We start from the raw sequence: 15,091 nt of genomic DNA, 5'->3' as shown, positions 1-15,091 counted from the left end.
GGGGTCGAGGGCGCAGCCGCCGACGACGCCGGGACGCTGAATCGGTCGACTCGACTTACAGAAAGCCCTCGAGACGGTCGAGACGGCGAGCCGCCGCGGGGTTCTGTTCCATCGCCTGCGCCGACGCGCGGGTCAGCGTGATCATCGCGCGCAGGCGCTTCTTGTCCTTCGGTTGGAGCGCGAAGGCGGCGGTGTCATGGGCAGCCATCATGGCGGCCAGTGCAGCGAAGTCGAGACAGTGACGCTCCCGAGCGGCTCCGTTCGTCTCGATCCGAGCGGCGGCCTTCAGAATCATGGCGCTGAGCAGCATCGGTCGCCGGACCATGCCGACCCGGTGGGGAAGCCGCTCGCCGCCCTTCTCGTCGAGGACCGTTCGCCGGTGCCCTCGGGGATGAGGACGTCGAGGACGGCCACGTCACGAACCCACCGATGCTGGACCCGTCGGCGCTGGGCTCTGCGGAGAATCCCAGGTCGAGGAGGGTCGCGGTGACCGCGCGCAGCAGTCCCGGCTCTCGCGCATTGACGACAGTGTCGGCGTCGGTCGTCGGTCGTGCCGGCTCGTACCCACGCTCGGCGCAGTAGAGGTGGACCATCTGCCCACCGATGAGCGTCCACCCCTCACGGTGGGTCTCGTACAGGTCGAGCAGCGCGTGCCACCCCTGCTCCTGGGCAGCACCCATCGCAGGAAGAACGATCACGGGACGACCCCGTCCCTAGCCTTCGGCCCTGAGGCGCCTGCGACTCCTGGAGCGAGTGCGTCGATGGCTTGGTCCAGAAGCTCGCGGGCACGCTGCTCCTCACGCGGCCCGCCGTGCTCGGCGAGGTCCGCAGCGAGCAGCATGGCACCGACCCGAGGCGGGTGTACCGGCGCAACGTGGAGCACGACGTTCGGCCGCTCGTCGACCATCGGCTTCTCGAGCCAGTGGTCGACGACCACCCCGTCGACGTCATCCGCGCCGACGTACGCCTCGACGACACGCGGGTCCTCGATTGAGGAGTCAGCATGCGAGACCCCTGAGAGGACCAGCCTGCTGTCTGCGCGCAGAGCAGGCACACCAGTCGCGGCCGCCACGTATGCGACACGCGCCGCGCGGTTGCTCAACCACACGAGCAGTGCGCTGTGATCTCGCTCCTGGACCGCGTCCGCGAGCCGGCGCACCGCCCGACTGCGCGTCGACCTGCTGAGCCTCATCGCACCTGCGACGGAGACCGACTCGGCAAGCGCCAGCTCCGCCCGTCGCATGCGCGCGAGGAGGGACTCTCGCAGTGCCTCGTCACCATGCACCATCGCCTCCTCGGCACACGCCAGCGACCACCACACGGACTCCGGTGAGACCGGGCGGCCGAGCTGGGCGGGCCGTGGCCATGAGGCGTCGAGGTCCACGAGCCAGCGGCCTCCGACCTTCTCAGCGACGAGGGAGCCGTCGTCCACGCGCTGCCGGATGCGTGCTGGGGAGACTCCCAACCGCGCCGCAGCCTGCGGCACTGACAACTTGGCCATGTTCATAATGCTAGCGCTATCGTAAGCATTATGGAACGGCTGCGGCGTTTGGGCCTCGATACGCCCTCCGCTAGCGGCCCGGGCTACTCGACCATCGGTTGGGACGTTGCTGCAACCGCCACCCCGTGCCCCTGGGTCACGGACAGGATCTCCGCCATCGACGCCTCGACCGGCTGGTCCGCCGGCACCGCGCTCGCGAAGCCGGCGAAGAACCGCCCGGCGCCATCACCGGACGTGACCGCCACGAACCGCGCCGACTCCCCGACGACCCGAACGCCACAGTCATCCTGGACGGCCACCTTCGCGACGTGGTCGCCATCGATCATCGGAAAGTGCTGGCCCTCTCCCGGCGCGACGTAGACCGTGCTCATGGCTCCTCCTCCGGCTTGTACGCCCAGCGTCGGGTGGAGGAGGAGCGGCGACGCGAGTAGTCGGCCACTCGACCCCGAGGACGTCCGCCATCGCGGCGCGCTCGCGTTCACGCGCGGTCAGCGGGAGAGGACGCGCCGATGAAGGCGCTGCTGCCGGCCCGCGGGCTCGATGCGGTGTGGCGGAGCAGCCTCAGCCGTTCCCCAGCACCGCCCACGCGATGAGGCTGTCGATCCTCCGGACGTCGGCACCCTTGCTGAGCTTGATCTTGATGTGGCCCGCCCGGGTCCAAAGCTCGATCTCGGAGCTGAAGTCGAGTCGGCCCGCGTTCTCCGACGACCACATGTTGATCGCGCCGTAAGGCAGGGAGTAGATCTCCACCTTCTTGCCCGTGATTCCCTGTGCGTCACGCACGATCAGGCGCTTTGAGGTGAACACGGCGCTGTCGCGGAAGGTCTTGAACGCGGCGACCGGCTTCTCCCCAGGCGTCAGCAGCGGCGTCACGTCGTCCGGGATCGGGATCTCGTTCTGGAGGGTCCAGCTGGCGATGACAGATGCTTCCACGTGCGCGCTCCTGTTGCTCGGCATTCGGGGTCGGCCCTGAGCATTCCGCAACGAGGGGCCACCCGTCTGCGGAACCCGGATACGGCCAGTGGCCGATCGGCCGACCGTCAGAAGCCTCGCGTCCGAATTCGGTGTGAATGCCTCCGATGCCGACTCAGTCTCGATAATCGAACCTCACTCCTCGTGACATCCGATCCGTCTAGCCTTCGCGACATGACGCACTACCAACCTGGCGAGCACCCCACCCCAAGCGGCCGCGTTCCTGCATGGATGTGGGTCATGACGACCGTCTCCTGCTGCTTCCTTGGCTTCGTCCCCGCGATAGTGATCGCCGCGAAGGCCAATACGCGGAGGGCAGCGTTGTGGGCGACAGGGTTCGCCGTCGCCTATCTCGTCGGACTCGCCTTGGTCGGGTCGCAGCCGGAAGGAGCCAACAATATTTGGTCCAACGTTGGCGGCGTCCTCTTCTTTGGGACAGGCGTTGGAGCGCTTTGCTATGTCGCAGTTGTCGGTCCGAAGCTCCGCTGGGCCCGAACGACGCGACCTTCCCCTGTCCGGACGGCAGCTCCGGTAGTCGACGGCGCGCCTCCCCACGATCCCAACGCCCGCGCAGTCGCCGGCGTGCTCGCGGCACGACAGAAGCGGGCGGAAGCGCGGGCCATGGCAGCCAATGACCCGCAAATGGCTCACGATTTGTGCATCGGTCGACCCGACCTTCCCCGGCACTACGACGATGGCGGGTTGATCGACCTGAACGGTGCACCGGCGGAGGTCATCGCCAGAGGGCTCGGACTGACGCAAGCGCAGGCCGAGCACATCGTCGAAGTCCGGCGGCAACTGGGCAAGTTCGAGCGCGTCGACGACCTCCTGACGCTGGCCGACTTGGAACCGTCCGTGTACGACGCGGCACAGGAGCGCATCATCCTTCTGTGACTGCGGTGGTCGGCCGCACAGCGCATCGACCGGCATACTCGACCAGCGGAGACGCGGCAACTATCGGGAAACCTCGCGTTAGCGTTAGTATTTCCTCAAGGTGGTGGCTCTTGTGGAGATCGTTGTCTCCGAGGCGGCCGAGCGTCTCGGTGTCGGCCCATCCCGCGTACGCCAACTGCTGAACGCTGGCGACCTGCAGGGACGTCGTGCCGGTCGTGACTGGCTCGTGTCAGCAGATGATGTTGCCCGCCTGCAGGGGCAACGTCGTCGGCCGGGCCGCCCGCTGGGCCCGCTGCGCGCGTGGGGCCTCCTCGATCTCCTTGAGGGTGGCGCGGCACCGTGGCTGTCGTACTCGGCGCGCAGTCAGGTCCGCTCGTCCATGTCGCGGCTGCGGGATGTCAGCGCTGATCACTGGCGGAGCATGCTGCGGGGTCGGAGCCGAGTCGTCCGGGTCGTCGCCCACCCGGCTGCCATACCCCGCCTGCTGGCACGCCCCGAGGTCCATGCGGCGGGGGCGGTCGAGGCCGTACGCCGCGGCTTCGACTTGGTTGCCCTCGAGAGTCAGCGTGACGAGGTGTACGTCCCCAGTGAGGAGTGGCCCGCGTTGAAGAAGTCGCTCACCCTCCGAGATGCCGGTTCTGGCGAGGAGGCCAGCCTCGTCGTCCGCATGCCCGAGCGGGTCTGGCCGTTCGACTCACCTGGCGGAGTCTCCGACGCCGCGCTGGCGGCCGACCTTCTCGAGGCGGCCGAGCCGCGAGCTGTCAGTGCGGGCGACCGACGTCTGAGCGAGCTCCTGAGAGAGTGGCAGAGCAAGTGAGTGCCGTCATCACGCTCCCGCCGATGCGCACGCTGCTTGGGCAATGGTGCCGGTGGGGTGAGGGCGAGGGGACAGGTCGCGTACGGAGCCTCACCGCTACGGCAGCACCGCCACCCCGTCGATGCGGACCGGCTTCCGCTTCGTCACCACCTTGAGCGTGATCGGCCCCGCGAACGCCCGCCTCGGGAGCACGACGACCTGCCGGTGACGCATCGCCGTCGAGCGGAGGCTCACCCGCGCGACGCGCCGCGACCCGACGAGCACGTCGAGGCTGCCGCAGCCCTTGCACCGCGTGACGACCAGAGCGATCGCCCCGCCACGAGTCGCGGCGCTCCTCAGCGTCGCGCCCTTGCGGGTGCTCGTGGAGATCGTGCGCTGCATGTACGCCGCACCCTTCGTCCGCTTCCATCCGGCCGACGCCTTGAGCGCACGGTCGTCGTACGGGGCACTCGTGCACACCGCGGGGCTCCACCCGGACACGTTGCCGGCCCAGTCACGCGACCGCGTCGAGAAGCACGCCGTCGTCCCCGCCGTCACGGCACGCGCGAGTGTCGTGGCGCGCGACGCCTGCCACCCCTTCGGCACGGACCATCCGGACGTCGCTCCCGAGCGGGCGACCGTACGGACGCGGGTGTCGTACGACGCCACGCCCGACCCGACGTCCGTCCCCGCGAGCCGTACGACAGCCCGGCCGTCGAGCGTCACCGCAGCACCGCGCGCAGCCTTCGCCGACGGCGCCCGCTTGTCGACGCGCACGCCGCGTACGGGTCCGGCCGTGGCGCAGTTGCCGGCCTTGTCGCAGACGCGCCGCGTGCCGGTCGCCGCGTTCGCGCTCGCTGTCCCCCCGGCGACGGAGGTCCGCAGCGCGAACGTCGCGTCCGACGCGTTCGCGAGCCCGCTGCCGCTGTCGGTCGCGGTGCAGGTGATTGAGACGTCGGAACGCGACCAGGCCGCCGACGGTGTCGCGCACCGGACCACCGGCGCCGCGTCGTCGGGCACCACCCCCTCGCCGCGCAGCGGCACCGTCACGTCCCCGCTCGACGCCGGGACCACGAGCGTCGCCGTACGGGCACCGGCCGCCGTCGGCGTGAAACTCACCGCCACCTCCACGGACTCGCCGGCGGCGAGCGTACGGGGCAGCGTCCCGGCGTCGACCGCGAAGTCCGCCGCGGCGCCACCCTCGAGACGCGGCGCCTCGACCTCGACCGGGCCCGGCGTCCCGTTGGTCAGCGTCACCGTCTGCGCACCGGAGCTCGTCCCCACCCGGACTACACCGACGTCGACGCTGCCTGGATCCGCCGTGAGTCCCGCCGCACGCGCCCCGACACCCGGCCGTGCGATGAAATGACGGAGCTCGCCGCGATACTCGCCGACACCCAGGATCGACCCGTCGTCGGCGATATCCAGCGCGCCGTGGAGCTGGATCCAGTCCTGTCCAGGTGCAAGGAGCGACTCCAGCCGCCGCCCCTGGCCCTGCGTGTGCACGAAAGCACGCAGGTCCTGCGTGCGGCCGACGAAGTCACCGTCGGCATTCACCGACTCGGCACGACCCGGGCCCTCCTGGATGACGGTCCGCTGCCCGTTCATGACCCGTAGCGGGCGGCTCATCAGCTCACCGGCCACCGCGCCGCCGTCAGCGACGTCGAGTGCCAGCGAGACCTCACCAGGATCCATACCCATCGAGTCGATCACGCCGTTCTCCCAGCGGACCGCGTTCTCACGGCCGTACCGCGAGATCGAGTAGCCGACGATCAGCCCGTCGTCGTTGATCGCGGTCGCGACGCCGCCGGCGCTCGGGTGGGTCGGGTCGAGGTCCGCGAGGTGCGTGACCGTGCCGTCGACCCACGTGGCGGCCTTGTTGTACGAGCCGCCGACGACGGTGCCCGCGTCGTTGATCCCGGAGGCGACGAAGTGGTCGGGCAGCCGCACCGACGTGCCGGCGCGCCACACGTACGACACGTCGCCGACCCAGTACACGACCTCGCCGTGCGCGTTGACGGCCTGCACGTTGAGGTCGTCCGATGCCATCGGAAGCGTCGTCGTACGGCCCGCGTGCTCGAGCGTGATCCGCCGCATCCCGGCGCTGTCGCGGTGCAGCATTGCGAGCGTCTCGCCGTCGCGGACCGCACCGACGACGTCCTTCCGCAGCGGCTCGAGCGTGTAGACGAGCTTCGCCCGTACGGCCGCCGACGCCAGGTCGTCCTCGAGCGGGTCGGCGTTGTCCGGGACGGAGTCGCGGTCGTCCTCGCCGGCCGCGACGACCTCCGCCTCGACGTCGAGGTCCACCTCGGAGCGCGTCGGGCGTACGGCCAGGTCGAGCGTCGCGGACGAGCGCTTCGCCAGCGACGGGATCGTCCAGGTGCCCGCGCTTTGGTCGTACAACCCGTGGCTGGCCGTCGCGGACACGGGCGCGAGGCCGTCGGGCAGCCGTACCGCGATCTCGAGGTCCGTCGCCGCGAGCGGGAACGAGTTAGACGCGGTCACGCGCACCGTCGCAGGCGACCCGACCGGCGGTTCCTCCGTCGGCGCCGCCACCGCCACCGACACGTCGCGATCGGCGATGTCGTCGACGCACGCGTCGCCGATGCCGTCGCCGTCCGCGTCCTTCTGTGCCGGATCGGCCTTGAGCACGCACACGTCGGTCGCGTTGGGGACGCCGTCGTCGTCGCTGTCCGAGAGCGACGACAGCGCCGCCGCGTCCTGGACGTCCTGCCCCGCCCGTTCGGCGCCGGCACGCGCGGCGACCTGCGCGGAGACACCCTCGGTCCGGTATCCGCCCGAGCTGCGCAGGTCGTACCGGATGTTCTCCCAGTCGTTGTGCCCCTCCAGCGCGATCGACCGGATCGTCTGGCACGCGGTGCCGCCGCGCCCGTCGGCGGCGATGCCGGCCCGGACACCGGTCTGTGCCGCGCCGCCGACCTGGTTCCAGTCGATGGCCCAGACCGGCGACCCGCTGCGCCAGACGCACTTGCCCTGCGCGGCGTCGTACCAGCTGAACGCGGTGGCCGACCAGCGCCTCGTGATCTCTGCCTTCGTCGCGGCCGACTCGTTCGCGGCGATCCCGGCGGCCTCGTCGAGGCTGTTCTCGTGCAGCGTCGGGAGCTTCCACCGCGAGTAGTCGAGCGGCCGGGTGGGCGTCGAGGCGAGGAACTGGAACGTGTAGTTCATGACGCTCAGATAGTTCGGCTTGTTCTGGACGTCGTCCGCGCCGCCGTGGTCGAGCCCCATCCCGTGGCCGAGCTCGTGCATGAACGTGCCGGCCTCGATCTCGCTCTTGCAGTGCTCGACGGTGACGCAGCGGCTGAGTGTGCCGCCGACCCTGGTGAGGAGGTCGTCGCTCCAGCTGCCGAGGCTGATGAGGACGTCCTGTCCGCCGAGGTCCGCGACACCGGAGGTCTTCGGAGCCTCGTCGAAGCGGTGGGTGAACAGCGCGTACCGGTAGATCAGCCGCTTCGCCCCGAGCACCGCGTGGCAGCGCGGGCTCGACCGGTCCGCCTTGGTCCCGAACGCGCCGTCGCAGAGGTCGCCCGGCGTGCCGTCCTTGAGGTCCCAGTAGTCATCATCGTCGCCCGACCCTCGCGCCATCACCTTGATGTCACCGCTGTGCTCGACGGCGTCGTCGACGCGACCGGCGGAGCCCGGCGAGAGGTGGAGGGCGAGGCCGCCGTTCGGCGCGAACTCGTACGCCTTGATGACCCGCTCCATCGCCAGCGCGGCCGGGCGGTCGCTGTGCAGCGCGCCGTCCATGTAGTCGACGTCCACGTAGACGTCGGGCTTGGTCGGGTCGGCGTTGTACGGCGCAGCGTTGAGCGGCAGGTCGACGAAGCGGTCGCCGTCGTAGTCGATGCCGCTCGTCTCCCAGCTGTCGCAGATCGCGTCGTCGTCGTCGTCCAGCGTGCCGTCGCCGTCGGTGTCGAGGCAGACCATCGAGATCTCGGAGGTGGAGCCGTCGGCGCCGGTCGCGGTCGCCGAGTAGGTGGCGTTCCTCGTCTGGTCGCCGGGCAGCTCGAGGACGAAGTGCGCGCCGGCTGCGGTCGGGTGGAGGGTCGCCGTGCCGACCCACTCCTTCGCCGCGCCGAACCCGCTGACCGGCCCGGGGCCCGCCGCCTTGTAGACGTCGACGACGGTGCCCTTCGGGTCGGGGGTCGTGAGGACGCCGGTGACGAACGTCTTCGTCTTGACCTTGTCGTACGAGGCGGAGACGCCGACCGGGAAGTTGACCAGACCGTTGGGGCCGGTGTCGGCGTCCTGGGCGTCGTTCGGGGTGGGGTCGCTCGCGCCGAGGTCGATCGGGATGCCGGTGTTCTTGTCGACCACGTTGCCGCGGATCGTGACGCCCGTGGTGGCCGCGCCGTCGACGCCGATGCCGGCTCCGGCGTTGGCGCTGACCGTGTTGCAGGCTCCGGTACAGCTGCCGGCGGGGATCGCGTCGGCGGGCTTGAAGCCGATCGTCACCTGCGTCGCGCCGCCGTCGACCTTGATGCCCTGGTTGCGGTTGGGGGCGTTGCCTCCGCCCGGGAGGACGCCGACGGTGTTGGCCGCGACGGAGACGCTCGACGCGCCGCGTACGAGGATGCCGTTGCTGTTGGCGACCACCAGGTTGCCGTGGCCCGGGGTGCCGACGACGTGGCCGCTGCCCTTCTCGACCCAGATGCCGACGCCCTGGTTGCGGAGGGCGCCAGTCCTGGCGAGGTTCGCGCCGACGGTGTTGTCGGTGACGGTGCTCGCCGCGACGCCGTGCGCGACCACGATGCCGTCGCCGTCGTTGCCGGAGACGACGTTGCTGCGGACGTCCCCGTACGCGCCGGCGGTCGGCGCTGACGGCTCGGCGGTGAGCTTGATGCCCCCGACCTTGTTCGGGACGGCCCACACGCCGGTGCTGTCGGTGCCGACCTTGTTGCTGAGGAGCTCGAGCGGCTCGCCCGCGTGGCCCCCGACGGCGAAGATGCCGCCGCCGTCGTTGCCGGAGACGACGTTGTGGCGCACCGACGACCGCTTGTCGCGGGAGAGGAGGATGCCGACGCCCTTGTTGGCGATGCGGGTGGCGCCGCCGCCCTTGGCGAGGCCGATGGTGTTGGTGCTGATGTCGTTGCGGCCGCTCTCGGCCGTACGGATGCCGTCGCGCCCGTTGCCGGAGACCGTGTTGCCGGTGATCTTCGCGTACGCGGCGGGGGTGCTGAAGTCGGTCGGCCCCGACAGGCGGATCCCGTCGGAGGTGTTGCCGAGGGCGGCGGTGCCGGCCGCGTTCGTCCCGATCAGGTTGTCGGTGATCTCGTGGCCGTCGGAGCCCGTGATGCCGTACGCCCACACGCCGGTCTCGCCGTTCCCGGAGATGACGTTGGCGTGAAGGGTCGTCTTGGCGGCGCTGATGGTGACGACGCCTTGCATGCGGTTCGGCAGCGCGGCGGTGCCCGCGGCGTCGGTGCCGATGCGGTTGCGGGAGACGACGGTGCCCTTCGCGGCTTGGGCGACCTCGACGCCGTGGCTGACGTTGCCCGAGAGGAGGTTGCCGTCGGCGTCGGTGGTGCCGCCGATGCGGGTGTCGAGGGCGCCGTCGAGGACGGTGATGCCGAGGAGGTTCGCGACGGTCGCGGTCCCCGCAGCGTTGGTGCCGATGCGGTTGCCGGCGATCTCGTTGCCCTTCGCCGCGGCACCGGTGACCGTGATGCCGGCCTTGGCGTTGCCGGAGATCACGTTGCGGCTGGCGGAGGTGCCGATGACGTTGTCGGGCGACTTCTCGATGACGATCCCGTACGAGTTGCCGCGCCCGGTCGTGCCGTCCGCGGCGATGCCGACGTAGTTGCCGGTGACGAGGTTGCCGCCCGGGCCGGAGATGAAGATGCCGACCTCGAAGTGCGTGAGGACGAGGCCGGACACCGAGCTGGTGCCGCTCGCGAGGCGCAGGCCGTCGCCGCCCGCGCCGACGGTGTCGCCGGCGAGGTGCACGATCGGGGTGCTGCCGGCGCCGGGCTGGGTGAAGCCGTCGATCGTGACTGGCTCGGTGATCAGCGGGAGCTCGGACGTCGGCGAGATCGTGACAGGGCCGGAGCCGATGGCGAAGCGGACCGTGTCCGCGCCGGGGCTTGCGTTGGCTTCCTGGATCGCGGCGCGCAGGGTGCACACCGCGCCGGTCGCTGCGCTCGTACGGCACTGGCCGTCGCCTGGTGTCGCGTCCGTGTGGTCGGCGGCTGAGGTGACGACGTACGGGCTCGCGGCGGCGGCCGGTGCGGTCGTGGCCGCGAGCGTGCCGGCGACGACAGCGGTCGTGGTGGCGAGCATGAGCGCAGCAGTGCGCGCAGCGCGAAGCATCGTGGTGTTCCCCCGTGTGTGCGATCCGCCGAGCGCGGATTGGTCAGCCCGGGCCGTTCCGAGAGGCCGGGCGTTGGACGACCGTACGAGGGCGGAGGTTCAGCGGGGTGTGAGTTTGTGGAGTGGTGCGCGACCGCCGGTCCGCGGTCGCCGACCGGCGTGGCGCCGATGCTGACCTGCATTGCGTGTTCTGACGCGGGCCGATGAGCATCCGCCATCACGAAACTCAATCTGGCTCTCGACCGAGGATGGACATCCCTGCACGAGCAACTCTTTCGCAGGACGATTCTGAACGCCGCATCTCATCCATTCGCGGGACAGGTGCCCGTTCCGTTCCGTAGTTTTGTACGCGCGAGTCGCGACTACTCTTGGAGCCGAGGTCTGTGGACACCGTTGAAGCGCTGGCTAGGAAACTGCGTCCCGAGCACACGATACTTCTTCTGGGGGCGGGTGCCACGGTGCCTTCCGGGGCCCCTACGGGTGCCGAACTAGCAAAGTTCCTGGCGGGGAAACTGTACCCGCGTCCTGAAGTCGACAGCCTGTCCGAGGTTGCGACGATCTTCGAGCACCGCGCGTCGCGACGTGAGTTGGTCGAGGCACTTCGGGAACGTCTGAGTTCGCTTCGGCCCACCGGCGGGCTATTGCTACTTCCTGAGTACGACTGGGTGTCGATTTATTCGACAAACTTTGACCAACTAATTGAGCGCGCGTACCGCGAGGCCACCCGTCAATTGAAAGTTATCCGGTCAAACTATGACTGGACGAAGGAACAAACTACCGCCACTCCGCTGTATAAGATACACGGATGTATCACGCAGGACGTCGGCGTGGGCAACAAGCATCGCATGGTCATCACCGAGCGTGACTACGACCAGGTCGAGGAATACCATCAGACGGTCTTCACGTCTCTCGAGCATCAAATGTACATCTGCGACACACTCATCATCGGACAATCACTCGCGGACCGGCACCTTAAGGAACTGGCCAAGAAGGCGTGCAAGCTAAACGATAAGGCAGGTACGCCGGGCCGAGTCTACTTACTCGCATACAACGCGACGAAAGACAGCGCGCTGATTTACGAGCAATGGGGCATCGACATCACAGTAGGCAGTCTGGACAGCCTTCTCCACGCGTTCGCCGCGGTTCGTCCGCCTGCAACCGACCGCGCTTCGGGGTCTGACGGAGAAAGCGGGGTTCCACTATTGCCAGTGCCCATCCGGGCCGCGACGATCGACTGCGCCCACGCGACCGGCCTTCGGGCCGACGCGCGCAGGCTCTACAACGGTGGCGCGGCCCAGTACCCAGATATCGCCGCCGGGTACACGATCGAACGCGCCGTTGAACAGCGACTGCTCGACTCTCAGGTCGACGCACGAATGTTGTGCACCGTCATTGTAGGCGCCGCCGGTGTTGGCAAGACCAGCACTGCACGCCGCCTTCTCGCCGCACGAATGAAGCAGGACTTTGCATGTTGGGAGCACCGAAACGCGTTTCCGCTCGACATCGCCGCCTGGCTTGAAGTCGAACACAGTTTGCGAACCCAGAATCGCCAAGGCTTCCTATTTGTCGATGATTGCACGGACATCCTGATTGACGTAAATCGGCTTATTGACGGCCTCGCAGTACTTGACCGCTCACATCTAAGGTTGGTTCTAACAGGCAACGCGGGGCAGTGGCAGTCACGCCGAAAGAGTCCAGCGCTGTTCAAACGTGGACACACTGAAAAGATGTCCCGGCTAACCACGATCGACATCGAACGTCTGGTCAATCTGGTCGAACAGCAACCCGACATCCACGACCTCGTCGATGAGACCTTCCTCACCCTCAATCACACGAACCGCATACGCCACTTACGGGACCGCTGCAGCGCCGACATGTATGTATGCCTGAAGAACATCTTCGGAGCGGAAGAGCTCGACGACATCCTCCTTGGGGAGTTTAAGGACCTCGACGACGCGCCCCAAGATGTCTACCGACACGTGTGCGCCATTCAGGCGATGGGCGGGAAGGTCCATCGCCAATTGATTGTGCGTTTGCTTGGGATCGACGGCGGGTTGATCAAGTCCATGCTTGGTCAGCTCGACGGCATCGTCTTCGAGGAGGACATTGACGCCCGGCGCGGGACCTTCGGCTGGTCAGCCCGCCACGACGTAATCGCGGATGTCATCGCTACGTACAAGTTCGGCGACCCGGAGGAGCAGAAGGCGTTGCTTCGTAACCTGATCGACGGACTGAACCCGAGCGTGTCACTGGAGCTCGCGACGGCCAATGCGATGGCGGCCTCAGAAATGGGAATCGGCCGACTCCCTTCGCGCGATGACCAGATCGACCTCCTTACGCGACTCATCGCAGTCGTCCCTGCCGCCAGGACTCCGCAGCGACGCCTGGTCCGCAAGTACCTTGACGCCGAGGACGCCTCGGGCGCGAAGCTCGCAATTGATGCCGCCACGCGTAATCTTGGCCAGGACGATATTATCGACCGATATAAAGTCCGCGTGATCGTACTTCGGTCGGGCAACACCGAGAACCTAATGCTCGAGGACCGCGTCTCCCTTCTCCACGAAGCAAGGTCCCAAGCGGCGAAACTTCTGCTTCGACGGCCTGATGATCGTCACAACTATCGCCTATTGTGCGATGTCGGGGTGGAATTGATGCGAATTAACGGGGACTCAGCGGTTCTCGAGGACGGCATCGATAAGTTTCGTGCCGTGGAGGACGACATCCCTGACCCTGACTTCATTGAAGATCGCAAGCGTTACGAGCAGATGCTTCGGGTCGCGCGCCAGCGACCCTAAGGTCCACGATCGTCTCAGAGCAGAGGATCGGCAATCCGGACACTGGCGACCACGCGGCGTGCCCGTGAGTCGAGCTCCCCACCCGCGGCGAAATGACGCACACAGTCGGGAGGTGGTGATCGGGCGGGTCGACCGGGCAGCTCTGGAAGAATAGCGCGGTGTGGTGCGCCCCCGAGGACGAGGCGGACACGCTCCTACAGGCGACTCGGGAGTGGCAGGGGCGCGGATGGGACATCAGTAGTCCGCTCCGCGGCTCGCGCGGCCGAGTCGGCTTCGTCAGGATGAGCGCTCGGCGCGTCATGGGGAGGAGCGGTCCAGCTCGTTCCGGCGCGGGCGCGAAGAGGGCTCCTCGTTATGCTCTGCGGCTGGAGGACTAATGGGCGGCGCGAATGCGTCGAGCCCGGAGAAATCTTGGTACCGGAGGGTCCGCGCTGGCTCTGCCGTTACACGGGCGGCACCGGAGCGACTCCGGGAGCGGTGTCGTCGTGAGGCGCGCGAGTGGCTCGGCTTCGCGGAGAAGGCTCGCGCTCGTGCGGCTCGGCCGCACGAGCGGTCTGACCCCTCGGCGTCGTGGGAGATCCCGGCACGCGTCCCGGCTACAGCTTTCCGGTGGAGGTCGCCATTCCCCAAGGGCAAATCACTCCTCATCGCCGCCCGAGAGGTGGCGGTAGACAACGGCCCCAATCATGTAGGCCCACGTCGCCGGAGTGACCGCGTCGAGGATCAGGTTCGCTGCCGCCGGATGCTCGAGATAGAAGGCGGCACAGAGCGAGAACGCCATGACCGCGCAGTAGACCGCGATCGCGTATCGGGCGGCCTCTGGGAGCGAGGTCGAGCCAGGGACCGTCGTGTGGACCCGCTCGACGAAGTCGTCGAAGGCGGGCTCGACCCCTTCTCCCAGGTCAAGGTCTGCGACGAGATCTGCGACCTGACCCGCCACATCGATGCCTGCGAGCATCTCGTCCACGGCACTGGTGAGGTCGACTGACTCGATCATCTTCTTGAAGACCGCGTTCGTATCGATCGAGCTCAGGGCTGCGTTAATCGACTTGGAAACGTCGAACGATTCGAAGGCGGTGGCGTACACCCGCGAGACGTCCAAGTTGTCCAGCACGTCCCGCAGGCCTGCCGTTACGTCGATGCTCTCAATGACCGACTGGTACGACGAGGTCACGTCGACGGTCGCGAGCGCCTTCGAGACTGAGTCGTACTGGCTGATGTTCTGGAGCACGCGACTGTAGGTCTTGGAGACGTCCAGGTTGGCGAACATCGCCTCGTACACGCGCGATGTGTCGAGCGCGGCGAACGTGTCGGCGTAGACCTTGCTGAAGTCAGTCGCCACTAACACTCGCTGCATCATGTGAGTCGTGTCGATGGACTGGAGCACTCGCCGCAACGATTCCGTCGGATCGGTGTTGGCGAGCGCCTTACGGATCGGCTCGTACGGGTCGAACGACTTCGTCATGCCACGACCGTATACGCGAAACCGACGCTCCGGCTCCCTGCTCCGGAGGAATCGTGTCGCGGTGAGCAGACTTGGGACTCCCCTCCGCGTACGCGCGGGCGAACTTCCGCAGGGCCGCGATGTCGGAACCCGATTGCCGCGCCGTGATGTAGCGGTCGAGTCGCGTCTTCATTGAGCGACCGGTGGCTCGTCTTCGCCCCTCCGGCGTGTGCGAGGCGTGATCATAGACCTTCCGATTGAGACCTCGGTGACGTGAACGCAGTCGTTGCCGACCGCCGGATAATCCTGCGGCGTGCCGGCTGTTCGGAAGTGCCGTCGGAGTTCACCGATCTCCGTGT

At 68.0% G+C, this 15,091-nt stretch carries 9 protein-coding genes; 3 read left to right on the top strand and 6 right to left on the bottom strand.

Annotated features, from left to right (window positions below; all coding sequences use genetic code 11):
* Nucleotides 1-55: 55 nt before the first annotated feature.
* From ACFSDF_RS01900 to ACFSDF_RS01885, 4 genes are all read right to left on the bottom strand, one after another.
* Nucleotides 56-310, bottom strand: a complete 255-nt coding sequence (locus tag ACFSDF_RS01900) for a hypothetical protein (RefSeq protein WP_377155900.1) — start codon at nt 308-310, stop codon at nt 56-58.
* A gap of 384 nt (nt 311-694) precedes the next feature.
* Nucleotides 695-1,501 (bottom strand): helix-turn-helix domain-containing protein, encoded by an 807-nt coding sequence (locus ACFSDF_RS01895; RefSeq protein WP_167001020.1) that lies wholly within the window; start codon nt 1,499-1,501, stop codon nt 695-697.
* A gap of 83 nt (nt 1,502-1,584) precedes the next feature.
* Nucleotides 1,585-1,872 (bottom strand): hypothetical protein, encoded by a 288-nt coding sequence (locus ACFSDF_RS01890; protein WP_167001018.1) that lies wholly within the window; start codon nt 1,870-1,872, stop codon nt 1,585-1,587.
* Nucleotides 1,873-2,062: 190 nt separating this feature from the next.
* A complete protein-coding gene (locus ACFSDF_RS01885) occupies nt 2,063-2,434 on the bottom strand; it encodes a PH domain-containing protein (RefSeq protein ID WP_167001016.1) in 372 nt (123 codons plus the stop codon).
* A gap of 213 nt (nt 2,435-2,647) precedes the next feature.
* Between ACFSDF_RS01885 and ACFSDF_RS01880 the strand changes: the two genes are divergently transcribed.
* Nucleotides 2,648-3,367, top strand: coding sequence for a ComEA family DNA-binding protein (locus ACFSDF_RS01880; RefSeq protein WP_377155897.1), 720 nt, complete (start codon nt 2,648-2,650; stop codon nt 3,365-3,367).
* A 112-nt stretch (nt 3,368-3,479) separates the two neighbouring features.
* On the top strand, nt 3,480-4,184 hold the full coding sequence (locus ACFSDF_RS01875; protein WP_377155895.1) for a helix-turn-helix domain-containing protein: 705 nt from the start codon (nt 3,480-3,482) through the stop codon (nt 4,182-4,184).
* Nucleotides 4,185-4,280: 96 nt separating this feature from the next.
* Here ACFSDF_RS01875 and ACFSDF_RS01870 read toward each other — a convergent pair whose 3' ends face one another.
* Complete coding sequence (locus ACFSDF_RS01870; protein ID WP_377155893.1) at nt 4,281-10,493, bottom strand: choice-of-anchor D domain-containing protein; 6,213 nt, start codon at nt 10,491-10,493, stop codon at nt 4,281-4,283.
* 383 nt (nt 10,494-10,876) lie between these two features.
* Between ACFSDF_RS01870 and ACFSDF_RS01865 the strand changes: the two genes are divergently transcribed.
* Nucleotides 10,877-13,288, top strand: coding sequence for an SIR2 family protein (locus tag ACFSDF_RS01865; RefSeq protein ID WP_377155891.1), 2,412 nt, complete (start codon nt 10,877-10,879; stop codon nt 13,286-13,288).
* Nucleotides 13,289-13,925: 637 nt separating this feature from the next.
* Here ACFSDF_RS01865 and ACFSDF_RS01860 read toward each other — a convergent pair.
* Complete coding sequence (locus ACFSDF_RS01860) at nt 13,926-14,675, bottom strand: hypothetical protein (protein WP_377155889.1); 750 nt, start codon at nt 14,673-14,675, stop codon at nt 13,926-13,928.
* Nucleotides 14,676-15,091: the final 416 nt, after the last annotated feature.

It is taken from the genome of Mumia zhuanghuii (assembly GCF_042681565.1).
Lineage (GTDB): Bacteria > Actinomycetota > Actinomycetes > Propionibacteriales > Nocardioidaceae > Mumia.
The sequence above is the reverse complement of the archived record's forward strand: the minus strand, read 5'-3'. Positions and strand labels throughout refer to the sequence as shown.

Coding starts and splice junctions, on each gene's coding strand:
- ACFSDF_RS01900 (WP_377155900.1), bottom strand. CDS start 310: ATGCTGCTCAGCGCCATGATTCTGAAGGCCGCCGCTCGGATCGAGACG.
- ACFSDF_RS01895 (WP_167001020.1), bottom strand. CDS start 1,501: ATGGCCAAGTTGTCAGTGCCGCAGGCTGCGGCGCGGTTGGGAGTCTCC.
- ACFSDF_RS01890 (WP_167001018.1), bottom strand. CDS start 1,872: ATGAGCACGGTCTACGTCGCGCCGGGAGAGGGCCAGCACTTTCCGATG.
- ACFSDF_RS01880 (WP_377155897.1), top strand. CDS start 2,648: ATGACGCACTACCAACCTGGCGAGCACCCCACCCCAAGCGGCCGCGTT.
- ACFSDF_RS01870 (WP_377155893.1), bottom strand. CDS start 10,493: ATGCTTCGCGCTGCGCGCACTGCTGCGCTCATGCTCGCCACCACGACC.